The following is a 26,441-nucleotide window of genomic DNA, read 5'->3' on the forward strand; positions in this document are numbered from 1 at the left end:
GGTTCTGTCTCCTGATCGACCTGCGTCGTCTGTGTGTTGTTGTGGTTTATGGGTGGGGTGGGGCGGCGCGCCCCCAGGGTCAGAGCGGCCGCCCGCCCAGCAGGCCGCGCGCGGCCAGGTTGCCGATGAAGGCCCGCAGGCCGAAGCGCCAGGGCGGCGCGGTCTCGCTGTGTGTGACGCGGTTGCAGAGGGCACCCAGCCGGGCGCTGCGGATGGTGACCTCGTCGCCCAGTCGGTGGGTGAAGCCGGCCCCGGGTTCGCCCCGGTCCTCGATGGGCGCGAAGAGCGTGCCCAGAAACAGCATGAAGCCGTCCGGGTACTGGTGCGCGGCCAGGGTCTGCGCGACGATGTCCGCCGGGTCGCGGCTGATGCTGGACATGGTGTTGATGCCGCGCATGGTGAAGCCATCGGTGCCGCGCACGACCAGGTGCACCGTCTCACGGCGCACGTCGTCCATGCTGAAGCTGGCGTCGAAGAGCCGGATGAACGGGCCGATGGCGCAGGAGGCGTTGTTGTCCTTGGCCTTGCCCAGCAGCAGCGCGCTGCGGCCCTCGATGTCGCGCAGGTTGACGTCGTTGCCCAGCGTGGCGCCCACGATCTCTCCGCGCCCGTTCACGGCCAGCACCACTTCGGGCTCCGGATTGTTCCAGGCCGAATCGGCGCGAATGCCGATCTCCTGGCCCGTGCCGACGGACGACAGCACCGGCGCCTTGGTGAATACCTCGGCGTCGGGGCCGATGCCCACTTCCAGGTACTGCGACCAGAGCCCCTGCTGCTGCAGCAGCGCTTTCAGCGCCATCGCCTGTTCTGAGCCGGGGCGGATGGCCGCCAGGTTGTCGCCGATCAGCGCCTGCACCTTGCCGCGCAGTGCCTGCGCGCGCGATGCGTCGCCGCGCGCCTGCTCCTCGATCACCCGCTCGACCATGCTGGCCGCGAAGGTCACGCCGGCGGCCTTCACCACCTGCAGGTCGCAGGGCGCCAGCAGCCAGGGCCGCCCGGCATCGCGGTCGCCGAGCCGGCTGTTGGCCAGCAGATCGGCCACCGAACACAGGCGCTCGCCAGTCGCCTGGCGCGCCGCGTCGGCTGGCGCGGCGGCATCGAGCAAAGTGCTCATGGTGGGATAGGCGCGGCTGATGTCAAACACGCCGCCTTCGCGCAGCGCCACCACCGCCGGGCCGCCCTGCGGGCCGCTCGTCCAGACGCGGGCCACCAGCGTGCCGGCCACGCCGTCGTCGGGCAGCAGGCCGGCGTTCTTGTCGCCGTCGTTGTCGTTCTTCATGCTTCTCGTCCTCGAAATGGGAAGGCGCGGGGCTAAGGGGCGGCCCGGCGCTCAGTGGTTGTGGCGGGGCGTCTGTTCGGCGATGCGGCGGAACTGCAGCGCGAAGTCCAGCGTGGCGCCGTCCGCCAGCTGGCCGGTCTTCTCGCGGTAGAGCGCCTCCCAGGGCGATCGGCTGGCGGGCACGGGCGGCGGCGGCATCTCGCGGCGCCGGCGGGCGATTTCCTCTTCGGGGACCAGCGCGTTGCACCGGCCCTGTTTCAGGTCGATCAGGATCAGGTCGCCTGTCTGCAGCCAGCCCAGGCCGCCGCCCGCCGCGCTCTCGGGCGAGGCGTTCAGGATCGAGGGGCTGTCGGCCGTGCCCGACTGCCGGCCGTCGCCCAGCGTGGGCAGGGCGCGGATGCCGCGCTGGATCAGCGCGTCCGGCGGCTGCATGTTGACCACCTCGGCCGAGCCGGGCCAGCCCAGCGGGCCGGCGCCGCGCATCACCAGGATGCAGTCCTCGTCGATGCCGAGCGCGGGGTCGTTGATGCGGGTGTGATAGTCCTCGGCGCCGTCGAAGACGATGGCCCGGGCCGTGAACACGCCCTCGTTGCCCGGCTGGCACAGGTAGCGCGCACGGAAGGCCTCGGAGATCACCGAGGTCTTCATGATCCCGAAATCGAACAGGTTGCCCGAGAGCACCAGGAAGCCGGCGTTCTCCATCAGCGGCTCGGCGAAGGGCCGGATCACCTCGCGGTCCCTGGCCTCGCGGCCCTGCAGGTTCTCGGCGATGCTGCGGCCCGTGACGCTGGCGCAATCGCCGTGCAGCCGGCCGGCCTGCAGCAGCTCCCACATCACCGCCGGCACGCCGCCGGCGCGGAAGAACCTCTCGCCCAGGTACTTGCCGGCGGGCTGCATGTTCACAAGCAGCGGCAGGTCGTAGGCATGGTCCGTCCAGTCGCGTGGGTGCAGCTCCACGCCGGCATGGCGCGCCATCGCCTGGATGTGCACCTGCGCATTGCTGGAGCCACCCGCGCAGCTGACCACCGCCAGCGCGTTGAGAAAGCTCTCGCGGGTCAGCACGCGCGAGGGGCGCAGGTCTTCATGCGCCATCTCCACGATGCGCCGGCCGGTGGCATAGGCCATCTGGCCGCGCTCGCGGTAGGGCGCGGGGATGGCGGCGCAGCCCGGCAGTGACAGGCCCAGCGCCTCGGCCACCGCATTCATGGTGGAGGCCGTGCCCATGGTGTTGCAGTGGCCGGCCGAAGGCGCGCTGTCGCAGGCGCGCTGCAAAAATTCTTCTTCGTCGATCTCGCCCGCCGCCAGCATGCGGCGGCTGCGCCAGATCACGGTGCCCGAGCCAACCAGTTCGCCTTCATGCCAGCCGTCGAGCATCGGACCGCCCGACAGCACGATGGCGGGAATGTCCACGGTGGAGGCGGCCATGATGCCGGCCGGCGTGGTCTTGTCGCAGCCAGTCGTCAGCACCACCGCGTCGATGGGATAGCCGTAGAGGATCTCGACCAGGCCCAGGTAGGCCAGGTTGCGGTCCAGCGCGGCGGAAGGACGCCGGCAGTTCTCGAAGATCGGGTGGACGGGGAATTCCAGCGGAATGCCGCCCGCGTCGCGGATGCCCTCGCGCACCCGGCGCGCCAGCTCGACGTGGATGCGATTGCAGGGTGACAGGTCGCTGCCGGTCTGCGCGATGCCGATGATCGGCCGGCCCGAGCGCAGTTCTTCGGGCGTGAGCCCGTAGTTCATGAAGCGCTCGAGATAGAGCGCGGTCATGTCGGAACGGGCGGGGTCGGCGAACCAGTCGCGCGAGCGGAAGCGGCGGCCTTCGGGTGAGGTCATGTCGTTCTTTGGAAGAAGGGAGGCGAATGGCCCCAAGCCCACGGGTCTCGTCAGAGCCGTTCGGGCGCAGGCCACGGAAGCCGTTCTGGCGGGGCCGACGGCAACCGTTCGGAATGGGCATGGGCCGGTGCGCGGACCGGCCCTGCCTGGCCGCTTACTTGCGGCGGGCCTTCTCCAGCTCGGCCATCATTTCGCGGGTGGTGTCCTCGCCGAATTCCTTGCTGTACTTGGCGACCACCGGCTGCAGCTTGTCGCGCAGCTTGGCCTGGTCCGCTGCGGACAGCTCGGTCACCTGCATGCCCAGCTTCTTCAGCTCGCCCAGCGCCTTGGCTTCCAGTGCGCGGATGGCCTTGCGCTCGAACGCCGTGGCTTCCTTCGCGGCTTCCTGCACGATCTTCTGTTCTTCGGCGGAGAGGCCGTCCCACGCCTTCTTCGACATGAGGAACACCCAGGTGCTGTAGATGTGGCGCGACAGCACCAGGTTCTTCTGCACTTCGTAGAACTTGCTGGTGAGGATGGTCGCCGCGGGGTTCTCCTGGCCGTCCACCGCCTTTTGCTCCATCGCCGAATAGAGTTCGGTGAAAGGCATGGGCGTGGCGTTGGCGCCCAGGGCGTTGAAGCTGTCGATGAAGAGCTGGTTCTGGATCACCCGCAGCTTCAGCCCGGCGAAGTCCTCCGCCTTGTTGATGGGGCGGCGCGAATTGGTGGTCTGGCGGAAGCCGTTCTCCCAGTAGCCCAGGCCGACCAGGCCCTTCTCGGGCAGCTTGGCCAGCAGCTTCTGGCCGAAGGGGCTGTCCAGCACGGCGTCGGCCTCTTCGCTGTTGTTGAAGGTGAGCGGCAGGTTCAGCACGCCGAAGTCCTTGACCACCGAGACCAGCGTGGAGCTGTCGGGCACCGTCATCTCCAGCGTGCCGCCGCGCAGCGCCGAGATCATGGTCACGTCGTTGCCCAGCGTGCCGTTGGCGAACAGCTTGGCGCGCATCTTGCCGCCGCTTTTGGCCGCCAGCACCTCGCCGAAGTGGCGCGACGCCTGGGCCTGAGGGTGGTCGTCGGTGATGCCGGTGCCGATCTTGAAGGTGTGTTCGCGGACCTGCGCGATGGCCGGTGCGGCCAGCATGGCAGCCAGCGAGGCGGTCAGGGCCAGGGTCTTGAATGCGGTGCGGAAAGTCATGGCTTGTCTCCTGTGTGTTTTTGGGAACGGCTAAAGGTGCAGACTAGGGGGCTGCGCCGGCAGCGTCCAATCAGTGTTTTTCCGCCGGGCATTCCAAACCGTTATCGGTCCCCCAAAAATGCAGGGCAAACCCTTATCCATCGCCACCGCCTGCAGCCGCCTGCGCTCGCGGCACCTTCAGTTCCTGGACATCCTCGGGCGCACGCGCAACCTGCGGGTGACGGCCGAGCAGATGCACGTCACCCAGCCGGCGGCCACCAAGATCCTGCTGGACCTGGAGGAGATCTTCGACGCGCGCCTCTTCGAGCGCCTGCCGCGCGAGATGCGGCCCACCGAGCTGGGCCTGTTCGCGCTGGGCTACGCCGCGTCCGCCCTGGCGGGGCAGTCGCGCTTCGTGGACGAGTTCAACGCGCTCAAGCAGGGCGGGCACGGCCAGCTGTCGATCGGCGCCATCTCCGGCTCGGCCGCGCGCCTGCTCACCACCGCCATCGCCGAGATGCAGCGGCGCCGGCCGCTGCTGGTGCTGAAAGTGCGCGAGCAGAGCAGCGACCAGCTCATCGCCTGGCTGGGCGAGCGCAAGATCGACCTGATGATCGGCCGCTTCACCGACGAGGCGCAGCAGGCGCATTTCCAGTACGAGCGCCTTTCGGGCGAGACGCTGCAGGTGGTGGGCGGGCCGCACCATCCGCTGCGCGGCATCCAGGGGCTGGAGGCGGGGCGCCTGGCGCACTGGCCCTGGCTGCTCTATCCGGAATCGACCGCGCTGCGCAAGGTGTCGGACGACATCTTCCGCGCCATCGGCATGACGCCGACCTCGGGCGTGATGGAAACCCAGTCGTTCCTCTTCGCGCTGGAATCGCTGCGCATCACCGACATGCTCTCGCTGCAGCCCAGCGCCCTGGCCGAGCGGTACGTGGCCAAGGGGCTGCTGTCGTCCATCCAGGTGGACGTGCCCCGGGCCATGCCCGACTACGGCATGCTCGTGCGCCTGGGCGAGACGCCCACGCCGGCCGCGCAGGCCTTCATGGCGGTGCTGCGCGACGTGGCGCAAGGCCGCGTGGAAGCCACGCCGCGGCAGCGGTGAGCATCAGCCCGCCGGCTGGGGCTGGCCGGCCGCGCGCCGCAGGCACTGCACCAGCATCGCCGCCGCCGGCGTCAGGCGCGCGCCGCGCCGGGTGACGATGCCGAAGGGCTCGTGGCGCGAGCCGATGGCCAGCGGCAGCCGGCGGGCGATGCCGTGCTCTTCGCAGAACTCCATCGTCGCCGACGACATCAGCGCCACCAGGTGCGGGTCTTCCTTGAGCATCAGCATGGTCGCGAGCGACGAAGACGTCTCGATGGGGTAGGGCGGCAGCTCCAGCCCGGCCTCGCGGAATTCGCGCTCCAGCAGTTTGCGCAGCGGCATGTTGCCGGGGTAGAAGACCCAGCGGCAGCGCGCCAGCTGGGCGAGCGTGACGCGCCGCGCCTTCGCCAGCGCATGGCGGGTGCCCACGGCCACCGCCACCGCCTCGTCCATCAGCTCTTCGTAATCGAACTGCTCCACGTTGCTCGACACGGTGGTGCGGCCCACGGCCACGTCGAGCCGGCCCTCGTTGATGGCGTTGAGCAGCTCCAGGCTGGTGCTCTCGCGGATCTCGATGGACAGCGCGGGCTGCGTGCGCCGCAGCTCCGACACCGCCGCGACCAGCACCGAATGCAGCGCGCCGGTGATGGCGCCCACCGCCACCCGGCCGCCGGAGCCGCGCAGCACGCCGTTCATTTCCTCGCGCAGATGCTCCAGGTCGGCATCCATCAGCCGTGCATGGCGAATGAGGCACAGGCCCAGCTCGTTGGGCCGCACGCCCTGCTGGGTGCGCACGAAGAGCTCGGCGCCGAAGGTCGATTCGATCTCGCGCAGCGCCTTGGTCAGGCCCGGCTGGGTCATGCCCAGCCGCTCGGCCGCGCGGTGCAGGCTGCCGCATTCCTCCAGCGCCACCAGCAGGCTCAGCTGCCGAAACCGCAGGCGCGACGTGATCGAGGAAAGGCTGGGTATCACGGTGATTCCTCGGGGCTATCACCCCATGCGAAGCTTTCACTATGCAGCAAACCGGGGCCGCTCCAGAATTCGCCGCTCAAGGAGACACATTCGATGAAGTTGCTACGTTTCGGCCCCCCGGGCCAGGAAAAACCCGGACTGCTCGACGCCCAGGGCGTGATCCGCGACCTGTCCGCCCATGTGCGCGACATCGACGGCGATGCGATCGGCCCCGATGCGCTCGACCGGCTGCGCGCCATCGACCCGGCCACGCTGCCGGCCGTGCCCGGCACCCCCCGCATCGGCGCCTGCGTGGGCCGCATCGGCAAGTTCGTCTGCATCGGCCTCAACTACGCCGACCACGCGGCCGAGTCCAACATGCCGATCCCGGCCGAGCCCATCGTCTTCAACAAGTGGACCTCCGCCGTGGTCGGCCCGAACGACGACGTGAAGATTCCGCGCGGCTCGGAGAAGACCGACTGGGAGGTGGAACTCGGCGTGGTGATCGGCACGGCCGCGAGCTACGTGCAAGAGGCCGACGCCCTGAAGCATGTGGCCGGCTACTGCGTCATCAACGACGTCTCCGAGCGCAACTACCAGCTGGAGCGCGGCGGCTCCTGGGACAAGGGCAAGGGCTGCGACACCTTTGGCCCCACCGGCCCCTGGCTGGTGACGGCCGACGAAGTGCCCGACCCGCATGCGCTCGACATGTGGCTGGAGGTCGATGGCCGCATCTACCAGAACGGCAACACGCGCACCATGATCTTCAACGTGCCGCAGCTGGTCGCCTACCTCAGCCGCTTCATGACGCTGCAGCCCGGCGACGTGATCTCCACCGGCACGCCACCCGGCGTGGGCATGGGCACCAAGCCGCAGCCGGTGTATCTGCGCCCCGGCCAGACCATGCGGCTGGGGATCGCCGGGCTGGGCGAGCAGTGCCAGAAGACCGTCGCTGCCTGACAGGGGCCACTGCCATGATCCAGTACGACTACGACGGCCGCACCGCGGTCGTGACGGGCGGTGCCCAGGGCATCGGCTTCGCCATCGCCCGCCGCCTGCTGGCGGGCCATGCCAGGGTGTGCCTGTGGGACCGCGACGCCGAGGCCATCGCCGCCGCGCAGCAGGCCCTGGCCGGCGTGGGCGCCGCCGGCGCGCTGACCGGCGTGACGGTGGACGTCACCGACTTCGCGCAGGTCGAAGCCGCCGTCGCCCGCACCGAGAGCCTCTCGGGGCCCATCGCCATGCTGGTGCACAGCGCCGGCATCGCGGGCGCCAACCTGCCGCTCGGCGACTATCCGCTCGATGAGTGGCGCCGGGTGCTGTCGATCAACCTCGACGGCGCCTTCCACGTCAACAAGGCGGTGGTGCCCGGCATGGTGGCGCGCGACTACGGGCGGGTGGTCAACATCGCCTCCATCGCCGGCAAGGAAGGCAACCCCAATGCCTCGGCCTACAGCGCCTCCAAGGCGGGCGTGATCGCGCTTACCAAGAGCCTGGGCAAGGAAACGGCGGCCCGCAACGTCGCGGTGAACGCCATCACCCCGGCGGCGGCGCGCACGCGGATCTTCGAGCAGATGTCGCAGCAGCACATCGACTACATGCTCTCGAAGATCCCGCGCGCGCGCTTCGTCGAGGTGGAGGAGGTGGCGGCCATGGTGGCCTGGCTGGTGTCGGAGGAGAACTCGTTCACCACCGGCGCGGTGTTCGACCTCTCCGGCGGCCGGGCGACCTACTGACGCCCCTGCACCGGCGGCGCGCCAGGCGCCGCCCGGGCCTGAACGATGGCCGGGCCGGCCACGGCGCATCGATCGAGACAACACAACACAACACAACACACAACAGAGCAAAGGAGACAAGCACCATGCATTCCCATCTGAACAGGCGCCAGGTGATCGCCTCGGCCTGCGCCGTCGCCCTCGGCGGCACGGCCGCCCTGGCGCGGGCCAGCGACTACCCCAGCAAGCCCATCGAGCTGATCGTGCCGGTGGCGGCGGGCGGCGGCACCGACATCGTCGGGCGCGCCTTCGCCGAAGTGGGCAAGAAGTACCTGCCCCAGCAGCCGATGATCGTGGTCAACAAGCCCGGCGCCAGCGGCGCCATCGGCACGGCAGAGCTCATCAACGCCAAGCCCGACGGCTACAAGATCGGCATCGTGATCTGCGAGCTGACGATCATCCCGAACCTGGGCATCACCAAGTACACGGCGGCCGACCTGCGGCCCGTCGCCCGGCTCAACGCCGACCCGTCGGCCATCACGGTGCGGGCCGATGCACCCTGGCAGACCATCGAGGAATTCATCGCCGATGCCCGCAAGCGCAAGGAGCCGCTGTCCATCGCCAACGCGGGCGTGGGCTCCATCTGGCACATGGCGGCGGCCGCGTTCTCCGAGAAGCTCTCGCTGCCGGTGAACCACGTGCCCTTCCTAGGCGCGGCGCCGGCGGCGGTGGCGCTGCTGGGCGGCCATGTGGACGCCCTCGCCGTGAGCCCTGGCGAGGTGGCGCAGCACGTCGCCGCCGGCAAGATGCGCACCCTGGCCGTGATGGCGGACCAGCGCGTGGGCGGGGTGTTCGAGAAGGTGCCCACGCTCAAGGAGCGCGGCGTCGACCTGTCCATCGGCGTGTGGCGCGGCCTGGCCGTGCCGAAGGCCACGCCGCCGGACGTGGTGGCCACGCTCGGCACCGTCGCCGCCAAAACGGCCGACGACGCCGCGTTCCGCGAGGTGCTCGCCAAGGCCAACCTCGGCTGGGCGTACGCCGATGCGGCCGCCTTCCAGCAGCAGATCGACAAGGACCGCGCCTTCTACGCCGAACTCGTGCCCCGGCTGGGGCTGCAGAAATGAAGCGGCTCGCGGGCAAGACCGCGGTCGTCACCGCGGCGGGCCAGGGCATCGGCCGGGCGACCGCGCTGGCCATGGCCCGCGAGGGCGCGCAGGTCTGGGCCACCGACATCCGGGCCGACCTGCTGGCGTCGCTGGCGGGCACCGATGGCATCCGCACCTCGGAGCTGGACGTGCTCGACCGGGCGGCCATTGACGCGTTCTTCGCCGGGCTGGAGCGCATCGACGTGCTGTTCAACTGCGCGGGCGTGGTGCACGCCGGCACGGTGCTGCAGGCGAGCGACGACGACTGGTCGCTGGCCATGGACCTGAACGTGCGCTCGCAGTTCTGGACGATGCGCGCCGTGCTGCCCCGCATGGTGGGCGCCGGCGGCGGCAGCATCGTGAACATGGCCAGCGTGGCCAGCTCGCTCAAGGGGCTGCCGGGGCGCTGCGTCTATGGCGCCAGCAAGGCGGCGGTGATCGGGCTCACCAAGTCGGTGGCGGCGGACTTCGTGGGCGCGGGCGTGCGCTGCAACTGCGTGTCGCCCGGCACGGTGGACACGCCCTCGCTGGCGGACCGCATCGCCGCCACGGGCGATGCCGAGAACGCCCGCCGCGCCTTCGTGGCCCGCCAGCCCATGGGCCGGCTGGCGACGGCCGAGGAGATCGCGCCGCTGGTGGTGTTCCTGGCCAGCGACGAGTCGTCCTTCGTCACCGGCCAGAACTACGCCATCGACGGCGGCATCACCCTCTAGGGGAGCCTCTGCACGAATCACCGCGCCGTGTGCATCTGCGGACTCGGGCAGTCTGCGGCGTTGCCAATCCTCGCCATAGCCCCGCTATGGCTGCGGTTTGCGCCTTGCAGCCCCTCCCGATCCGCAGCGCCCACTTGCCGCTCGATTCGTGGAGAGCTTCCCTAGGGAACCTCTGCACGAATCACCGCGCCTTGTGCATCTGCGGGCTCGGGCAGTCTGCGGCGTTGCAAATTCTCGCCATAGCCGCGCTGAAAGCTGCGGTTTGCGCCTTGCAGCCCCTCCCGATCCGCAGCGCCCACTTGCCGCTCGATTCGTGCAGAGCTTCCGTGGTTTGAGGTCAAAACGGGCGCTGGCGCCCGTGGATCAAGCGCGTATAGCTATCAAATAAATAGCATCAAGCCACCTGGACCTCGATGCGCCGGGGCTGGGCATGCCGGGCTTTCGGAATGCGCAGCTTCAGCACGCCCTGGGCCAGCTCGGCCGACACGCGCTCGGTGTCCAGCTCCTTGCTGAGGGTGAACACGCGGCGAAAGCGCGCCAGGCCCACCTCGGTGTGGCTCGAGGTCAATCCTGCCGGCACCGACAGGTTCGACTCGGCCTCGATGGTCAGGGTGTCCGATTCGACCTGCAGGTTCAGCTGCTCGCGGCTCACGCCGGGCAGGTCGGCATAGAGCGTGATGCCGCCCGCATCTTCCAGCACGTCCACCGGCGGCGTCAGCGAGGCGTCGCCGTAGCGCGGCTGGTCGGCCGCTGGCGTGCCGGACTGGCGGGTGGTGGCAGGGGAGCGAGAAGTCGTCTGTACGTCGTTGCGCATGGTCGTTTCCTTTCTCTGGCGATGGGGTGTCGTGGTGATTCCCGGGGCGGGCGTTCAGTGGATGGCGATGCGCCGGGGCTGGGCCGAGGCGCGGCGCTGCACGGTGATGTGCAGCACGCCATCGCGCAGCCGAGCCTCCACGGCTTCCGGGTCGGCGTCGTCGGGCAGCGTCAGCACGCGGCGGAACCGACCGTCGAAGCGCTCGTGGATGTGGGCCGTCACCTTGGCATCGGCCTCCGCGTCCGCCAGCGCGCTCTTGCGCTCGCCGGCGATCGTCAGCAGCCCGCGTTCGAGCTGCACCTCGAGCGTGGCCGGGTCCACACCCGGCGCGAACACGTAGATCTCCACGGTCTGGGGCGTGCCGCCCACGTTGATGGCCGGAAAGCCGTTGCGGGCGACGCCGCGGATGGTGGGAGACAGATCGAGGGCCTGCTGCATCTCGCGTTGCAGGCGATCCATCTCGGCGAAAACGTCGCGGGGAAACAGGGATCGGTACATGGCGAAACCTCCTTGAAGACAGATGGACGATGACGGTCGTGGGGCGCCGGGACATGGCGCAGCGCCCTCGCATGGTGAATTGGTCGCGATTGCATTGTTTTCAAGAGGTATGGGTGGCGATGCGCGGCAAAGCGCGACGAAGCGCGCCACGCGTCGGTGGCGGCGTGCGTGGAAAGTCGCTTTCGGCGGGCCCCGCGCGATAGAAACCCTGCGTGGCGCAAATGTGAACCAATGCAAAATCCGCGCTCCGCGTCACATTCCGACCTTTTTTGTGAACCCTCCTGCCGAAAAGCTCCTGATCGTCCTGTCGGGCCAACACACCGTGCGCGGGGCGGAGGAGGTGCGGCCCCTGCACTTCAAGTACCGCAAGACGGCGGCACTGCTGGGGTACCTGGTCAGCCAGCCCAAGCGCGAGGTGCGGCGGGAGCTGCTGGCGCAGCTGCTCTGGCCCGATCTCGACCTGCAGGCGGGGCGCGCCAATCTGCGCGTGGTGCTGGCCGACCTGCAGGCCCAGTGGCGCAAGCTGGCCCTGCCCGACGCGATCCGGGTGGAGCGCGACTGGATCGCCTTCGCTCCGGGCGACACCCTGCTCACCGATTGGCAGCTGCTGACCTCCGCGCCCACCGGCGCCTCCTGGCCGCCCGCCTGGGAGACGGCGTTGCAGGCCGACCCCGGCCACTGGCTGGCGGGCGCCGACGAAGGCATGTCGGAGGAGTTCCAGAGCTGGCTGGCCGCGCAGCACCGCCGCATGGACGGCGTGCGCGGCGGCCCGGGCGGCCCGGGCGGCCCCGGTGGGGCTGCCGGCGGCGCGGCCACCGGCCCTTCCGGTGCGCCACAGGGCGGCGAGCCCGCCGCCGAGATGGCCGCGATCACGCTGCTCTACGTCCACCTGCCGTACCTGGATGCGCGCGACCGCCATCCCCGGGCGCCCGAACTGGCCGCCCTGCAGGCCTCCTTCGAGGCGGAGGCGCGGCGCTTTCACGGCGTGGTGCTGTCGGTGGACGACGCGGGCTGCACGCTCGGCTTCGGACTGGACAGCCGGCATACCGGCCAGCGCTGGCAGGCCCTGCGCTGCGCCGCCGCCCTGGCCGCCACCATGCCCGCCGGGCAGGCCCTGAGCGCCGGCGCCACCCACGGCTGGGTGCTGGTCGAGCGCTGGCCCACCTGCCGCGCCGTGGGCTGGCGGGTGCGCCTGGCCGAACGGCTGGCCCAGCGCGCCGAACCCGGCGAGATCGTGTGCGACGAGAGCATGGCCGACGTGGCCGCCAGCTTCGGCTGCGTGCCGATGGGTCAGCAGCGGTTCCGGGGCTGGGCGCGTGAATTCACCCTGCTGGGCGGCCGCCTGGACGAGCGCGGATCGGCCCTGCCGCCCGGGGGCGACTTCGCCGGCCACAGCTTCTTCGGCCGCGAGCCGCTCGTCGATGCGCTGATGGAGACCTTGCAGGCGCCGGCGGGCGGCGGCGGTGCCCAGGCCGTCTGCCTGGTCGGCGAGCCCGGCATCGGCAAGACCCGCACCGTGTGGGAATGCGCCCGCCGCTGGCAGGCCCGTGGCAGCGTGGTGTGGCTCGCGGCGCTGCCCGAAGGTGCGGCCACCTCCTGGCGCGCATTGCACGACCTGGTGGCGGGCATGCTGTCGGGCCGGGGCGAGGGCGGCGGCGATGCCCTGTCCGGCGACATGCCGGCTGCGGCCCGGCAGGCCCTGCGCGCCTTTCTCGCGACGCGCAACGTCAGCCGGCGCCAGCGCGCCGAGCTGGTGGACGGGCTGGGGCGGCTGCTGGGCGGCGTGGGCCCGGCGCCCCTGTTGATCGTGGTGGACGACGTGCAGTGGATCGACCCGGCCTCGGCGGAACTGCTGCAGGCCCTGGCCGACCTGCAGCCCGGGCTGCGCTGGCTGCTGAACCGGCGGCTCGACGAGCCCCAGCCGCTGGCCTTGCCGGGGTTGCGGGACATCGTGCTCGGGCCGCTGGACGACGAGGCCGCCCGCCGCGTGCTGCAAAGCCTGCCCGACGGCCCATCGCTCACGCCGGAGGCCCTGCGGGGCCGGGTGGCCAGCGCGCGCGGGCTGCCGCTCTATCTGCTGGCCGGCTCGGTCCATGCCGACGGTTCCAGCCATTTCAACGAGTTCTGCCAGGCCATGCTCAACCAACTGGGGCCTTTGCGCGAGGGCATGGAGGTTGCGGCCGTGCTGGGCATGCTGTTCTCGCGCGACGACCTGGCCGACGTGGTGGGCGAGGCGCAGGCCACGGCCGCCTTCGAGCAGGGCCTGCGCGCCGGCATGATCGTCTCGCGCGGGCTGGGCCATGCGGCCTTCTTCCATGCCCGGCTGCGCGAATACGTCCTCTCGGCCACGCTGCCCGCGCAATTGCAGCGCCACGCCCACCAGGCTGCGGGCCGGGCCTCGCAGCAGGGCCTGCATGCCCGGGCGGCCGGCCTGCTGGAGCAGGCGGGCGAGCCGGCCGCCGCCGCCGCCGCATGGTGGCAGGCGGTGCGGCAGGCGGTGGGCGAAGACGACATGGCCGCCGCCTGCGACAGCTGCGCCCGGCTGGCGGCGCTGGGCTATTTTCCCGGGGCGGCCGGCATCGAGGCGCGCATCGTCCATGGCCGCTGCCTAGTCGCGCGCTACGGCTACGGCTCCGACCAGGCGCACGCGGTGGTGCAGGAATTGGGCCGCATGCCCCTGCCGCCTTCGCTCGCGCCCGAGCTGCTGTTCGACATGCAGATGCTGGCGTACCTCGGGTCCAGCTCGCAGGGCTACACCCATGGGCTGGACCACGCGCGCCGGCTGCAGGCCATGGCCCGCAGTCCGGCGCAGCACTTCGCCGCCGCCTGGGCGCAGGGCAACACCCTGTTCTGGCTGGGCCGGCTGCAGGAGGCCACCCACTGGTTCGAAACCAACCTGCGCCTGGGCCGCATGCTGGACCTGCGCGAGCGCATGGCCCACCTCACCTGCGACCTGGCCGTGTTCTCCGGCGCGCAACTGGCCTGGCTGCTGTGGTTCACCGGCGACCAGGCCCGGTCGAAGGAGGTCCTTACCCAGGCGCTGGCCGCCGCCCAGCAGTCGGCGGCGCGGCAGGACCTGTGCATCGTGCGCTGCTTCCAGTCGCTCATCGTGTGGTGCGCGCGCGACAAGGAGCGCATGGTGCCCGCCGCCGAGAGCGCCTGGGTCGTGGCCGAGGCCGAGGGGCTGCAGTTCTGGCTGGGCCTGGCCCACATGCTGGTGGTGCTGGCGCGGGTGCATGCCGGCGTGCCGGTCGATGTGCAGGCGGTGCTCTCGGGCATGACGGCGCTGCAGATCGGCTACCGCGCCGCCGCCACCACCGAGGCCTGGTTCGCCATCTCGGTGCTGGCGGCCAGCGGGCAACCCGAAGCCGCACTGGCGCTGGCGGAGCAGGCGCTCGCCACCGCGCACCTGAGCGAACACCAGTACTGCTGCATGGACATCTGGCGCATCCGGGCCGAATCGCTGGACCTGCTAGGCCGGCCGCAGGAGGCCACCCATGCCGCGCTGGAGGCGGTGGCCTTCGCCCGCAAGGCCGGCGCCCACGGGTGGATCGCCCAGTGGGCGGCGTCGCTCCAACGGTTCGGCGCGATGTGAACCGGTGCGCGGGAGGGCGGCCGGCCGGTAGCGGGCCGGCGGCGGCCCGCCATCTGGTATCCGCCCAAATAACAACAAACGTTGCCTACCGTAAAACAGGTTTTTCGCCTACAAGTTACGACTTGAAATGTTTCTAACGGTCTGCTAACGGTGCGCTCGTAGCATGCGCTGACCTCCCGTTTATCGGGCTGGGTCCATTTCCCCATTGCTAAAGGGTACGCATGTCTGCACACCACATTCCCCGTTCCGCCGGCCGTGCCCGTGCGGGCCTTCCGCGTCGTATCCAGAAGGGTTTCACCCTGGTGGAAATGGCCATCGTCTTGGCCGTGATCGGACTGATCATCGGCGCCATCGCCATCGGCAAGGACGTCCAGCGCAACGCGGAATACACCAAGATCAAGAACAAGTTCATCGACCAGTGGGAGCAGGCGTACAACGCCTACTACCAGCGCACCGGCGGCGTGCTGGGTGATTCGCAGACGGCACCCCGCCTGATGGTGAACGGGGCCAACTTCAACGCGGGGACCGGCGCCTCCATCTCGGGCGGCAACATGACGGCCGCCACCGCGCCCAATGCCATCTGCCACGGCGCGAAGGGCCCCAACATGGCGCGCGACATGCAGGGAGCAGCCGATGCCAACGCCGCCAACGGCTTCGACCTGCGCCTGCTGATGAACCGCGCCGGCGTGCGCATGCCGCCGGGCCGTGCCGAAGGCGCCGAAGACCGCTACGTCTATCTGGACACCAACGGCAACCCGCAGGAAATCCAGGTCTGCTTCCAGTGGAACGCACCGGGCACCGCGGCCAACTCGGGCAACGTGATGGTCATCACGGGCCTCACGCCCGACCTGGCCCGCATGCTCGACCAGATGATCGACGGCAAGCCCGACGCGCAGGAAGGCCGCTTCCGCCAGCAGGGCGTTCAAAACGGCACTCCCAACGCGGCCGGCGTCGAATGGTCGGCCAACAACACCTACCAGGACGGTGCCACCGACACGGTCGCCGGCCAGGCCGGCCGCACGCAGGACGAAGACCAAGTGATCCGCATGGTCGCCATCTACAAGATGAACCAGTGATGCGCCGCATCGCCCCCGCAGGAACCCCTCCCATGCGCACCCATCGCACCCCGCTCGCCCGCCGCATCCAGCGCGGCTTCACGCTGGTCGAAATGGCCATCGTGCTGGCCGTCATCGGCCTGATCATCGGCGCCATCGCCGTCGGCAAGGACGTTCAGCGCAACGCCGAGTACCAGAAGATCGCCAACAAGTTCGCCATGCAGTGGAAGGCGGCCTACGACCAGTACTACCAGCGCAACGGCGGCGTGTTGGGCGACTGCCAGCAGGCACCGACCTACATGGTCAACGGCGCGCAGACCACGTTCGCGGGCGCCGCCGCCGTGTGCACCCGCACGGGCGGCTCGGCCGTGGCCGGCATTCCGGAGAACTTTGCCAACACCGGCTTCAAGATCTGCAACGGCCAGGGCTACGCTCCCGGCCAGACCGGCGCGGGCGACACCACCCTCTCATCGCAGAACCTGCGCGAGCTGTTCAACCGTGCCGGCGTGCGCATGCCCCCGGGCCGCGGCGAGGGTCAGGAAGACCGCTACCTCTACCAGGACACGAACGGCAACGCGACCGAAGTGCAGGTGTGCTTCCAGTGGAACCCGCCGGGCACCACCAGCGGCGCCGGCAACGTGATGGTGCTGCGCGGCCTCACGCCCGATCTGGCCCGCTTCATGGACCAGGTGATCGACGGCAAGCCCGACTCCCGTGAAGGCCGCTTCCGCATCCAGGGCCGCGTGGCGCACAACGGCGGCGCCGCCGACGCGAACGCACCCGGCACCGCGTGGGAAGCCAACAACACCATCGCCAGCAGCATCCAGACGTCGGACGCCGCCACCGGCGCGGCCACCCCCGCCGCCGCGACCGCGACGGGCCGCCAGTTCGACGAAGACCGCGTGGTGCTGCTGACGGCCCACTGGATCATGGAAGAGTGAGCGTGTCCCAGTCCAAGCGCGCGGCCCGCCTGGTCGCCCTGGCCGTCGCCACGGTGCTGCTGGCCGTCGGCGCCTGGATCGCCCGCGACGGGCTGCAGCAACTGGCGGCCGAGCGGCGCGAGGCGGTGCAGGTCGCGGCGCGCACCGGCGCGCTGCGCGCCGTGATGCCCGAGGTCGCGCGGCGCGAGGAATACGCCCGCCTGGCCAGCCAGGCCCAGCAGGCGGCCGACCACCTGGGGTTCGACCCGGCCGGCTGGGCGCAGCGCCGCATCAACCGCAACGCCACGCCCGTCTCCCGCACCGAGGCCGCCGAGCTGCTGCGCCAGATGGGCGCGGGCGGCGGCGAGCGGTTCTTCTCGGCCGAGAGTTTCGAGCTGGCCGTGCTGTCGCGCGAAGCCGGCCTGTTCACGCCGCCTGCCGCCGACGACAAGGGCTTGCTGCTCGCCGTCAACGGCACGCTGTACTTCCCCCTGGCACGCAAGCCATGAGCACCGACAACCTCCTACTGGTCACCCGCGACGGGTGGCGGCACCTGAGCGGCGGCAGCTGGGCCGACGTGGCGCCCTGGCCCACGCTGAGCGAATCCACCCTCGTGGTGACCGACTTCGAAGACGCGGCCCTGGGCAGCTACCGCTTCGACGGCGGCCGGCGCGCCTATGCGGCGGCCCTCGTCGAGAAGCGCGCCCGCACCGAAGGCCTGACCGACGGCGCGGCCCACGTCATCCTGCACCGGGTGCTGGCGCAAAGCGGTGGGCTGCAGACCTTCCATACCGTCGTGCCGCTGGAGCTCTGGCAGCGCACGCAGCAGTGGGCCGCCCAGCAGCGCGACCATTGCATCGTGCTGCCGCTCGGCGGCCTGCTCGCGGCGGGCGTGGGCGTGGGCGATGCCCGCGTGCTGCGCGCCGGCCGCGCGCTGCACTGCTTCGGCCAGACCAAGGCGGGGCTGCACTACCACAGCGTCAACGCCATGGGCCGCACGGGCGACGACCTGCTGAGCGCCGTGCGCGCGCTGGCGGGCCTGGCGCGTGCCGACATCGCCAAGGGCATCGTCCATCCGGTCGAGTTCGGCAGCCTCTGGGCGGTCGATCCGGCGCTGGAAACCGAGCTGGTGAACCATTGGTCGGCCCAGACCGGCAGCGGCGCGGCCGCCTTGCCGGTGGAAACGGCGGGCACCGCCGTGACGGCGCTGCCGGGCCTGGTCGAGCGCGAGGGCGTGGGCGCGGCCGTGAACCCGCCGCTGGCCCGCATGGCCTGGTGGAGCGAGCGCCTGGTGCCTGGCGTGGCGACGGCCGTGGGCGTGCTGGCCCTGGCGCTCGGGGGCTTCGGCCTCTACGTGAAGGGCCAGGCCCGCGCCGAGCACGACAGCGCGGCCGACGGCCGCCGCGAAGCCACGGCGCTGGAAGCGCGCATCGCGGCGACCAACGTGGCGGAGATTCCGCAGACCTTCGCCCCCGTCGCCCAGCTGGCGCGCACGCTGGGCGACGGCGCGCGCTACGACCCGGTCGCCATGCTGGGCCTGCTGCGCGACATCGCCGGCCCGGGCGTGCGCATCCAGCGCCTGCGCCTGGACCCGCCCGCCGTGGGCGCCTCGGGTCTCGGCGAGCGCAGCTTCCAGGTGGACGGCGTGGCCGAGGCCGGCAGCGTCGGCGCCATCAGCCGGCTGCTGGCCGCGCTGCGCGACGCCGGCTGGACGGCCCAGCCGGTCAACGCGGCCGACGCGGCGGCGGGCGCCTTCTCGTACCGCCTGACGGCGACCCCCGGCCCGCGCGGCTGAACCAGAAGAAACGAACGGCAGACCCATGAAGTACGCAGCAATCGTGCTGAACGCCCTGGCGGCGCTGCTCCTCGGCTGGGGCGCGGCCGGCATCTACGCGCTGCTGGCCCAGCGCCCGGCGCAGGTGCGCCCCGCGGTGGTGGAGCTCAAGCCCCTGCCCCCCACGGCCGTCACCGACCGCCAGCAGGTGGAAGGCACGCTGGCCGCCATCGGCCGCATCAACGCGGCCCTGCAAACCATGGGCACGGCGGGCAGCCGGGCCCTCGTCGCCGAGCCCGCGCCCGGTACGCCCGGCGTGGTCGGCGGCCCGGTCATGCCCCAGCGCACCGTCACGCTGCTGATGCAGCAGGGCGATGGCTACGTGGCGATGATCGACGACCAGCTGGTGCGCCCAGGCGCGCGCCTGCGCGACGGCGGCCGGGTGATCCAGATCGGCCCCGACAAGGTGGTGGTGCGTGAAACCACCGGCCGCCAGACGCTGTCGGTGCCCGTGGGCCAGCTGCGCGTGGGCACGCTGCGCTCGGCCGACGCGCCCAGCGCCACCGGCACCCGCCAGCAGTTCAACGCCACGCCCCCCAGCCTGGTGGGCGCGCCATGATCAATCGCGGAATCCTCACCGGTCTCGCCGTCGCTGTCGGCGCGATGGCCATCGGCGCGGCGCTCTGGATGCGCACGGCCGCTCCCACCGCGGTCGACAGCGCAGCGCCGGCAATGCCATCCGCGCCGGTGACGGTCGGTCCGGGTGGCGTCAGCCAGGGTGCCGGGTTGCCGCAGACCGTGCCCCAGGCGCCACAGGCGCCGTGGCTGGCCGCGCCCGGCGGGCCTGGCATGGCCCAGACGCCGGCCTCGCCTGCCGCACCGGGCGGCCAGGCTGGCTCGGCGACGCTGCAGGACATCCAGGCGCGGGCGCAGGCACTCTCCACCAACAAGCAGCCCAGCGCCCGCGAAGTGGATGCATTGCTGAGCGATCTGCAGAAGAGCCAGGGCAACAACGTGGTGGCCGGCGTCAACCTGCAGGTGCTGCGCAACAACCTCGCCGCTGCCGACCGCATGCAGCAGCTCGCCAAGGAAATGCAGGTGCTGGCCGCGACGCCCGGGCCTGCGGCAGCCCAGGAAATACAGACGCGCCTGGCGGAGATCCAGCGCTTGCAAGCCCAGCTGAGCGCCAACGTCACCGCACCCGCGGGGGCCGCCCGGTGAGACTTCGCACATCTCGTCCGGGCACCGGGCGCAGGGCGCATCAGCGCGGCTTCTCGCTCGTCGAACTGAGCGTCGTGCTGCTGGTGGCTGGTGTCGTGGGCTGGGCGGTGGTGGGGGGCTACGAAAACAGCGCCACCCTGCGCGACCGGGACCGTGCCACGCAGACGGCCGAGAACCTGCGCGATGCCCTGCGTGCCTTTGCGCTGCGTAACGGTCGCCTGCCGTGCCCCGACAGTTCCGGCTCCGGCTGGGAGGGCGATGGCACCGGGGCATGCGCCGAAGGCATCGAGGCTGGCTGGCTGCCCTACCGCGCATTGGGGCTGGACGTGCCCCAGGACACCCTGCACGCCAGCTACGGCGTCTATCGCAACCGGGCCGCGACGGGCGGCGATGCCGATCTGGCTGTCGCCACCGAACGCACGGGCGACCTGCCTGGCTCGCCCGGCTATCGCAATGCCCGCGACCTGATGACTGGCCTGGTCACTGCGGGCAACGAGCCGCTCGTGGCGACCCACGCCCGCCTGACCGGCGACGACGCTGCGGAAGGCGCCATCGATTGCACCACCAACGTACGCTCCCACCCTGCCTTCTTCATCGTCATGCCGCTGAACGACCGCAATGCGGACGGCCGCCGGCTGGACTCGCCTCACGCCGTGGACACCGCCTGCGCCTATGCCCCGGGCACCGCGCTGCGGCTGGACCGCGACGACGTGGTCGCCGCCGAATCGCTGGCCGCCCTGACCGGCTGGCTCGGGGCCCATGCCCCTTAAGAACACGCCACGAGACACCACAGATATGGAAACCGTTATGCCCATCCTCCGTGCCATGGCGCAGCTGCGCCTCAGCCCCCGGCGCGCCCTGCCAGCCCTGGCCGCCGCGGCCTTGCTGGCCGGCTGCAGCAGTGGCCCCGCGCCCCGCAGCCTGCAGAGCCTGCGCCCCGCCGACCTGGAAACGCCGGACCGGCTGCGCGAGCAGATGGTGGCCGAGTCGCAGAAGCTGCTGGCGCACCAGATGGCCTTGAACCAGCAACTGCGCCAGACCGCGCCCGCGCCCGAGATCGTGCCCGTGGCGCCCAAGTTCGACCCGCTGGAGGGCCGCATGATCACCGTCGCCATGTCGCGCGCCAGCATCAGCCAGGTGCTGGCGGCGTTCGCCGACAGCGCGCAGATCAACCTGATCGTCGATCCGGCGGTGGTCAAGGTGGGGCAGCTCTCCGACATGTACCTGCGCAACGTGTCGCTGCGCGATGCCTTCGCCGAGGTGCTGCGCGCCTACAACGTCTCGGGCGAGATCCAGGGCAACACGCTGCGCGTGGCGCTGAACGAGGAGAAGTTCTTCAACCTCGACTTCCTCAACAGCAACACCTCGCTCGATCTGTCCTCGGGCGGCAACGTGTTCGGCAATTCGACGGGCGGGGGCGCCGGCGGCGGCAGCTCCAACGCGCTGCGCGGCAACCTGGCCATCAGCGGCAGCGGCGGCACCAAGTCCGACCCTTACCAGGAGATCGAGAACAACCTGCGCGTCATCCTGGGCGACGACATGCGCCGCACCGCGGCCCAGCCGGCGGCGCCGGCGCCGCTGCGTGTGTCGGCGACCGGCGCGGTGCTGCCGGAGGCCGCGTCCGCCGCCGCCTTCAGCGCCGACCTGGCCGAGACGCCGGGCCTGGACTCGGGCTTCAGCGTCAACCGCATGACCGGCACCCTCTACGTGAAGGCCCGCCCCGCCAAGATGCGGGCGGTCGAGAAGATGCTGGCCAAGGTGCAGGGCATGCTGCGCCAGCAGGTCTACATCGAGGCCCAGCTGATCGACGTGCAGCTGTCCGACAGCTTCGAGTTCGGCGTGGACTGGAGCATCCTGCGCGGCCGGCTGGCCAGCGGCTTCGGCACCTCGCCGATCTCGCTGTCCGAAGTCGGCGGCGTGCTGCCCAACACCGGTCCGGCGCTCGCGCGCAGCGTCACGCTGCCGGCCACGCTGATCGGCAGCCTGGCCGGCCCGGCCCTGGGCGTGGGCTACCAGGGCAGCACCTCGAGCGTGGTGCTGAACGCGCTGCGCTCCTTCGGCAACCTCAAGGTGCTGTCCAACCCCAACGTGCAGGTGCGCAACGGCACGCCGGCCCTGCTGTCGGTGGGCAGCAGCATCCGCTACGTCTCGCGCGCGTCCTCGACCCAGATCGCGCCCGGCGGCGGCGCCAGCACCACCACGTCGGACGTGCAGACTGACTCGGTCTTCTCCGGCGTGATGGTCGGCGTGCTGCCCTACATGCGCGACGACGGCCGCATCGAGCTCATGATCAACCCGATGCAGAGCGAGGTCGACCCCGCCAGCCTGGCGCTGGTGCAGGTCAATTCCACCAACCGCGTGACGCTGCCGGTCGTGAACTACAAGGGCCTGACCACCACGCTCAACGTGGGCGACGGCGACGTGGTGGTGGTCGGCGGCCTGATCGACCAGCGCACCACCGACCGCGACCGGGGCGCGCCCGGCGTGTCCGACGTGCCCGTGCTGGGCAAGCTGGTCGGCAACCAGTCCGATTCCCATGCCAGCCGCGAGCTGGTGATCGTCATGCGGGTGCGCAAGCTATGAGCCTCATCCACCAAGCCCTGCGCGAGATCGACGCGCCTTCCGCCGCCAGCACGGCCGCCGTCATGCCGCGTCCTCCACGCCGCGCCCAGCGCCGCAACACAGTGGCCTGGGGCGTGGGCCTTGCGCTCGCGGCTGCGGGCGCGGGCCTGGCCGGCTGGCATGCCGGCCCCCGGCTGAAAGCCGCGCTCTCGCCCTCGGCGGCATCGCCCTCGCTGATGGCTCAGGCCGTGGCTGCGCCGGTGCCAGCGGCTCCCGCGCCGGCCATCGTCGCCGCGCCCGCCGCCGTGCCGGCACCCGTGACGGCCGTGTCCGCAGTGCCTGCGCCCGCGCCTGCCGTGGTCGCAGTGCCGGACGTGCCGGCCCGTTCGGCCGCGCCCGCCGCCACCGCCGCCGTGGCCGCCCCGGCCCCGGTGCGCCGCGCGGCGCCGCAGCCCGCCCCCGTGGCGGTGAACACGCCTGCGCCCGTGACCGCCGACGTGCTGGTGGCCGATGCCGCCGTGGACGTGCCGCCCCGCGCCGCGCCACGGGCCTCTGCCCGCCAGGCGGCCACCCCGGCGCAGCCGGCGGTGCGCACCGCCCCGCCGGCTGCGGCCATGCCGGTCGAGCAGCGCTTCAACCTCTTCCTGCAGGGCATGCGTGCCAACGACCTGGTGGCGGCGGAACAGCACCTGGCCGCCCTGCGGCGCGAGCTGCCCGCCGGCAGCCTGTCGCTGCTGCGCGCCGAAGGTTGGTTCGCGCTGGCCCGGGGCGACGCCGACGCGGCGGCCGCCACCTACCAGAACATCCTCAACCGCCTGCCGGGCGACGAGGAAGCCAGCATCAACCTGGCCAGCATCGAGGCGCGCCGCCAGCGCACCGAGGCAGCCCGCCAGGTGCTGGCCGAGGCCGTGCGCCTGCACCCCGAGTCGGAAAGCCTGAAGGCGGCGCTCGCGCGCTTCCGGAGCGCGCCCTGATGTCGCTCGCCCCGCTCCACGCCCGGCTGGGCCTGGCCCGCAGCCCGTTCCCGCCCACGCCGGACGCCAGTGCGTACTTCTTCACCCCGGCGCTGCAGGAGCAGTTCGCCGAGGTGGTGCACTGCATCCAGGCGCGCAAGGGCTTCGTGCTGCTGACCGGTGAAGTGGGGCTGGGCAAGAGCACGTTCGTGCGGCGGCTGCTCGACACGCTGCCCGAGGACGCCGTGCGCTCGGCGCTGGTATTCAACACCTTCCTGCAGCGCGAGGCCCTGCTGTCGGCCGTGCTGCGCGACTTCGGCCTGGAGCCCTCCAGCGACATCGACGAGGCACTCACCCGCCTCAACGGCTTCCTGCTGGACGAGCACCGCGCCGGCCGCACCTGCCTGCTGGTCATCGACGACGCTCAGAACCTGCAGCCCGCCTCGCTCGAGCTGGTCCGCCTGCTGTGCAACCTGGAGACCGGGCAGGAAAAGCTGCTGCAGATCGTGCTGGCGGGCCAGCCCGAACTGGAGGCCCTGCTGGGCGGGCAGGACCTGCGCCAGCTCCAGAGCCGCATCGTCAAGCACGTGCGCCTCGCCGGCCTGCAGGCCGACCAGGTGCTGCGCTACTTCGAGATGCGCGTGTCGGCCGCCAGCGCCAGCGGCCGCATCGCGCTGCAGCCCCGGGCCGCCCGGGCACTGCACCGCGCCACGGGCGGCAACCTGCGGCGCATCCACCTGGTGCTCGACCGCTGCATGTACGGCCTCGCCGCCCAGGGCGGCGGCACCATCGACACGCAGCTGCTGCGCTCGGCGCTCGACGACCTGGAGACCGGCCCGCCCGCACGCCGTTCGCGCACCGGCTGGTACGCAATGCTCGCGGCCAGCGGGCTGGGCATGGCGGCACTGGGCGTGGGCGCGTCCTACGTCTGGCCCACGGACTCCCCGGCCCCGGTGGCGCAACCCGCCGGCCCGGCGGCGCCTGCCGCCACCGCGAAGGCCGTGGAGGCGCCAGGCCCTTCGGCCGCCCCTGCCGCTGCCGCGCCGGCCCCCGCCGCCACCGCCAGCGCGCCGGCCGCCCAGGCGGTGGCCGGGCCGGACGAGCCCGCCTGCCTCGCACGCGTCGCGGCCGAGGCGCAGGGCCGGCCACTGGCCAGCCGGGCCTTGCCCGCGCGGGCCGCCGGCCTGCTGCAGCCCTCGGCCGCGCTGTGCCTTTTCGATCGTGGCGGCGAGCGCTGGGCCTTCTGGCGCGACACGCTCGACAAGTCCGCCTACGCCGTCACGCCGCGCGCCACGCCGGCCAGCACGGCGCTGCAGCGGCTGCTGGTGCGCCAGGGCGCGCTGGACGCGGCGCAGGTGGACGGCTTCTACGGCCCGCAGACCGTGGCCGCGCTCGCCACCTTCCAAGGCCGGCTCGGCCTGCCGGCCACGCCGGTGCCCGACGAATTGACCTACATGCTTCTGGAGAACATGAATGCAGCCCCCGCTTCCGCCGCACGCAGTGAATGACGGCCTGCTGGCCCCGGCCGGCGGGGCGGCCGCGCAGCTGATCGGCGAACAGCTGATCGCCGACGGCGTGGTGACGCCCGTGGTGATCGAGTACGCGCTGCGCAAGCAGAAGATCGAGAACGTGCCGCTGGGCCGGCTGCTGATGGAGCTGGGCTTCGCCAGCGGCAAGGACGTGGCGCGCTACCTGTCGGTGCAGCGCGGCATTCCGTTCGTGAACGTCTCCGACCTGCCGCCGCCCGACCCGGACGTGGCGGCCGCCTTCAACCGCAACGTCTGCCTGAACCACGCCTTCCTGCCGCTGCGCCGTGACGGAGACGTGGTGGAGGTGGTGCTGGGCGATGCCGTTCCAGCCAGCGTGTCCGAGCTGGTGGAGCGCCGCATCGGCATGCGCGCGCGCTTCGTGCAGGGCGAATTCGACAAGGTGGCCCGCGCCACCCAGCAGCACTATTACTTCGCCGAGAACCCGGCCGACAAGCTGATCGCCAGCGAGGTGCGGCGCCTGGAAGCCGACGTGGACCGGGCCTACAGCCCGGCCCGGCTGCTCGACTACGTGCTGCACCTGGGCGTGCGCGAGCGCGCCACCGACATCCACATCGCGCCCACCGCTCGCAGCAGCGCGGTGCTGATGCGCATCGACGGCGTGATGCGCCCGATGTTCGCGCTCTCGCGCGCGCTCGACCGGCTGGTGAGCTTCGTCAAGCTGCAGGCGCAGATGGACGCGAGCGAACAGCGCCTGCCGCAGGACGGCAGCTTCACCGCGACGGTGCTCGAGTCGGCCTACACGGTGCGCGTCTCCACGCTGATCTCCGAGCAGGGCGAGCGCATGGTCATGCGCCTCCTGCCCGAGCGCGGCGAGCTCGACAAGCTCGAGGACCTGGGCTTCCTGCCCGAAGACGTGCAGCGCATGACGCGGGTCTTCGCCCGGCCGCACGGCCTGATCCTGATCACCGGCCCCACCGGCTCGGGCAAGAGCACCACGCTGCACGCGGCGCTGCGCATGCAGCCCGTGGTGGAGCGCAACGTGGTCACCGTGGAAGACCCGGTGGAATACCGGGTGCCCGTGGCTTGCCAGACCGAGGTGAACCGGCGCGCCGGCTACGACTTCGCCACGGCCATGCGGCACTTCCTGCGGCACGACCCGGACATCATCCTGGTGGGCGAAATCCGCGACGGCGAAACCGCGCGTGCCGCGCTGGATGCGTCCTCCACCGGCCACCTGGTGCTCTCCACCCTGCATGTGGGCGGCATCTTCGGCGTCGTGCCCCGGCTCAAGCTGCTGGGCGTGGACGCCGACAGCATCGCCGAGAACCTGGTCGCCGTCATCAACCAGCGCCTGGTGCGCCGCATCTGCCCCGACTGCCGCACCGAGCGCGACGCCACCGAGGCCGAGCAGCACTGGCTGGGCCAGCCCGTCGCGCGCGTGTTCCACGGCGCGGGCTGCAAGCATTGCCGCAACACCGGCTTCCTGGGCCGGCTGCCGGTCTATGAAATGCTGATCGTGCAGCGCGAGCTGGCCGATGCCATCGCCGCCGACGCGCCGCGCGGCGTGCTGCGCGAGATCGCCGAGCGCGGCGGCCTGCGCCCGATCATCGAGCTGGCGCGCCACCGCGTGCTGGCGGGCGAGACCACGGTCGAAGAGATCGAGCGCGCCGTGGGCGGGTACTGAAGCGG

23 protein-coding genes are annotated in these 26,441 nt (G+C 71.4%); 17 read left to right on the forward strand and 6 right to left on the reverse strand.

What is annotated here, in order from left to right; all coding sequences use genetic code 11:
* Window positions 1-79: 79 nt before the first annotated feature.
* From ABWV53_RS17635 to ABWV53_RS17645, 3 genes are all read right to left on the reverse strand, one after another.
* Window positions 80-1,279: a fumarylacetoacetate hydrolase family protein gene (locus tag ABWV53_RS17635; protein WP_353367438.1), complete on the reverse strand. Its 1,200-nt coding sequence runs from the start codon at window positions 1,277-1,279 to the stop codon at window positions 80-82.
* 51 nt (window positions 1,280-1,330) lie between these two features.
* Entirely contained in the window at window positions 1,331-3,112 is a 1,782-nt protein-coding gene (locus ABWV53_RS17640) for an IlvD/Edd family dehydratase (protein ID WP_353367439.1), read from the reverse strand.
* Window positions 3,113-3,266: 154 nt separating this feature from the next.
* Entirely contained in the window at window positions 3,267-4,283 is a 1,017-nt protein-coding gene (locus tag ABWV53_RS17645; protein ID WP_353367440.1) for a TRAP transporter substrate-binding protein, read from the reverse strand.
* Window positions 4,284-4,401: 118 nt separating this feature from the next.
* Between ABWV53_RS17645 and ABWV53_RS17650 the strand changes: the two genes are divergently transcribed.
* Window positions 4,402-5,367, forward strand: a complete 966-nt coding sequence (locus tag ABWV53_RS17650) for a LysR substrate-binding domain-containing protein (RefSeq protein ID WP_353367441.1) — start codon at window positions 4,402-4,404, stop codon at window positions 5,365-5,367.
* 3 nt (window positions 5,368-5,370) lie between these two features.
* Here the strand turns inward: ABWV53_RS17650 and ABWV53_RS17655 are convergent, their stop codons facing one another.
* Entirely contained in the window at window positions 5,371-6,318 is a 948-nt protein-coding gene (locus ABWV53_RS17655; protein WP_353367442.1) for a LysR family transcriptional regulator, read from the reverse strand.
* A gap of 93 nt (window positions 6,319-6,411) precedes the next feature.
* Between ABWV53_RS17655 and ABWV53_RS17660 the strand changes: the two genes are divergently transcribed.
* The 4 genes from ABWV53_RS17660 to ABWV53_RS17675 all read left to right on the forward strand — a co-directional run bounded on the left by ABWV53_RS17660 (window position 6,412) and on the right by ABWV53_RS17675 (window position 9,870).
* The gene (locus tag ABWV53_RS17660; RefSeq protein WP_353367443.1) at window positions 6,412-7,257 is read left to right on the forward strand and encodes an ureidoglycolate lyase; all 846 of its coding nucleotides are present in this window, start codon (window positions 6,412-6,414) and stop codon (window positions 7,255-7,257) included.
* Window positions 7,258-7,271: 14 nt separating this feature from the next.
* The gene (locus ABWV53_RS17665; protein ID WP_353367444.1) at window positions 7,272-8,033 is read left to right on the forward strand and encodes an SDR family NAD(P)-dependent oxidoreductase; all 762 of its coding nucleotides are present in this window, start codon (window positions 7,272-7,274) and stop codon (window positions 8,031-8,033) included.
* Window positions 8,034-8,158: 125 nt separating this feature from the next.
* Window positions 8,159-9,136 (forward strand): Bug family tripartite tricarboxylate transporter substrate binding protein, encoded by a 978-nt coding sequence (locus ABWV53_RS17670; RefSeq protein WP_353367445.1) that lies wholly within the window; start codon window positions 8,159-8,161, stop codon window positions 9,134-9,136.
* Window positions 9,133-9,870 (forward strand): SDR family oxidoreductase, encoded by a 738-nt coding sequence (locus ABWV53_RS17675; RefSeq protein ID WP_353367446.1) that lies wholly within the window; start codon window positions 9,133-9,135, stop codon window positions 9,868-9,870. The genes ABWV53_RS17670 and ABWV53_RS17675 overlap by 4 nt, the downstream gene beginning before the upstream one ends.
* A 394-nt stretch (window positions 9,871-10,264) precedes the next feature.
* Here ABWV53_RS17675 and ABWV53_RS17680 read toward each other — a convergent pair whose 3' ends face one another.
* Window positions 10,265-10,684, reverse strand: a complete 420-nt coding sequence (locus tag ABWV53_RS17680; RefSeq protein WP_353367447.1) for an Hsp20/alpha crystallin family protein — start codon at window positions 10,682-10,684, stop codon at window positions 10,265-10,267.
* A gap of 54 nt (window positions 10,685-10,738) precedes the next feature.
* A complete protein-coding gene (locus ABWV53_RS17685; protein ID WP_353367448.1) occupies window positions 10,739-11,182 on the reverse strand; it encodes an Hsp20/alpha crystallin family protein in 444 nt (147 codons plus the stop codon).
* Between the two features lie 271 nt (window positions 11,183-11,453).
* Here ABWV53_RS17685 and ABWV53_RS17690 point away from each other — a divergent pair, with 271 nt between their 5' ends.
* From ABWV53_RS17690 to ABWV53_RS17745, 12 genes are all read left to right on the forward strand, one after another.
* Window positions 11,454-14,777 carry an AAA family ATPase gene (locus ABWV53_RS17690; protein ID WP_353367449.1) on the forward strand — a complete coding sequence of 1,108 codons (3,324 nt, stop codon included), beginning with the start codon at window positions 11,454-11,456 and terminating at the stop codon, window positions 14,775-14,777.
* A gap of 221 nt (window positions 14,778-14,998) precedes the next feature.
* Window positions 14,999-15,853 (forward strand): prepilin-type N-terminal cleavage/methylation domain-containing protein, encoded by an 855-nt coding sequence (locus ABWV53_RS17695; protein WP_353367450.1) that lies wholly within the window; start codon window positions 14,999-15,001, stop codon window positions 15,851-15,853.
* Window positions 15,854-15,885: 32 nt separating this feature from the next.
* Entirely contained in the window at window positions 15,886-16,773 is an 888-nt protein-coding gene (locus ABWV53_RS17700; protein WP_353367451.1) for a type II secretion system protein, read from the forward strand.
* A 2-nt stretch (window positions 16,774-16,775) separates the two neighbouring features.
* Window positions 16,776-17,261, forward strand: a complete 486-nt coding sequence (locus ABWV53_RS17705) for a hypothetical protein (protein ID WP_353367452.1) — start codon at window positions 16,776-16,778, stop codon at window positions 17,259-17,261.
* Window positions 17,258-18,547 (forward strand): hypothetical protein, encoded by a 1,290-nt coding sequence (locus ABWV53_RS17710; RefSeq protein WP_353367453.1) that lies wholly within the window; start codon window positions 17,258-17,260, stop codon window positions 18,545-18,547. Before ABWV53_RS17705 ends, ABWV53_RS17710 begins: the two co-directional genes overlap by 4 nt.
* A gap of 25 nt (window positions 18,548-18,572) precedes the next feature.
* Window positions 18,573-19,145 (forward strand): hypothetical protein, encoded by a 573-nt coding sequence (locus tag ABWV53_RS17715; RefSeq protein WP_353367454.1) that lies wholly within the window; start codon window positions 18,573-18,575, stop codon window positions 19,143-19,145.
* A complete protein-coding gene (locus tag ABWV53_RS17720; protein ID WP_353367455.1) occupies window positions 19,142-19,747 on the forward strand; it encodes a polyadenylate binding domain-containing protein in 606 nt (201 codons plus the stop codon). Before ABWV53_RS17715 ends, ABWV53_RS17720 begins: the two co-directional genes overlap by 4 nt.
* Window positions 19,744-20,517 carry a prepilin-type N-terminal cleavage/methylation domain-containing protein gene (locus ABWV53_RS17725; protein WP_353367456.1) on the forward strand — a complete coding sequence of 258 codons (774 nt, stop codon included), beginning with the start codon at window positions 19,744-19,746 and terminating at the stop codon, window positions 20,515-20,517. The genes ABWV53_RS17720 and ABWV53_RS17725 overlap by 4 nt, the downstream gene beginning before the upstream one ends.
* A 37-nt stretch (window positions 20,518-20,554) precedes the next feature.
* Window positions 20,555-22,330 carry a pilus (MSHA type) biogenesis protein MshL gene (gene mshL, locus ABWV53_RS17730; RefSeq protein WP_353367457.1) on the forward strand — a complete coding sequence of 592 codons (1,776 nt, stop codon included), beginning with the start codon at window positions 20,555-20,557 and terminating at the stop codon, window positions 22,328-22,330.
* Entirely contained in the window at window positions 22,327-23,283 is a 957-nt protein-coding gene (locus tag ABWV53_RS17735) for a tetratricopeptide repeat protein (protein WP_353367458.1), read from the forward strand. Before mshL ends, ABWV53_RS17735 begins: the two co-directional genes overlap by 4 nt.
* The gene (locus ABWV53_RS17740; RefSeq protein WP_353367459.1) at window positions 23,283-24,770 is read left to right on the forward strand and encodes an AAA family ATPase; all 1,488 of its coding nucleotides are present in this window, start codon (window positions 23,283-23,285) and stop codon (window positions 24,768-24,770) included. Before ABWV53_RS17735 ends, ABWV53_RS17740 begins: the two co-directional genes overlap by 1 nt.
* On the forward strand, window positions 24,736-26,436 hold the full coding sequence (locus ABWV53_RS17745; protein WP_353367460.1) for a GspE/PulE family protein: 1,701 nt from the start codon (window positions 24,736-24,738) through the stop codon (window positions 26,434-26,436). The genes ABWV53_RS17740 and ABWV53_RS17745 overlap by 35 nt, the downstream gene beginning before the upstream one ends.
* The last annotated feature ends 5 nt before the right edge of the window (window positions 26,437-26,441 follow it).

It is taken from the genome of Acidovorax sp. FG27 (assembly GCF_040365715.1).
Classification (GTDB): domain Bacteria; phylum Pseudomonadota; class Gammaproteobacteria; order Burkholderiales; family Burkholderiaceae_C; genus Paracidovorax.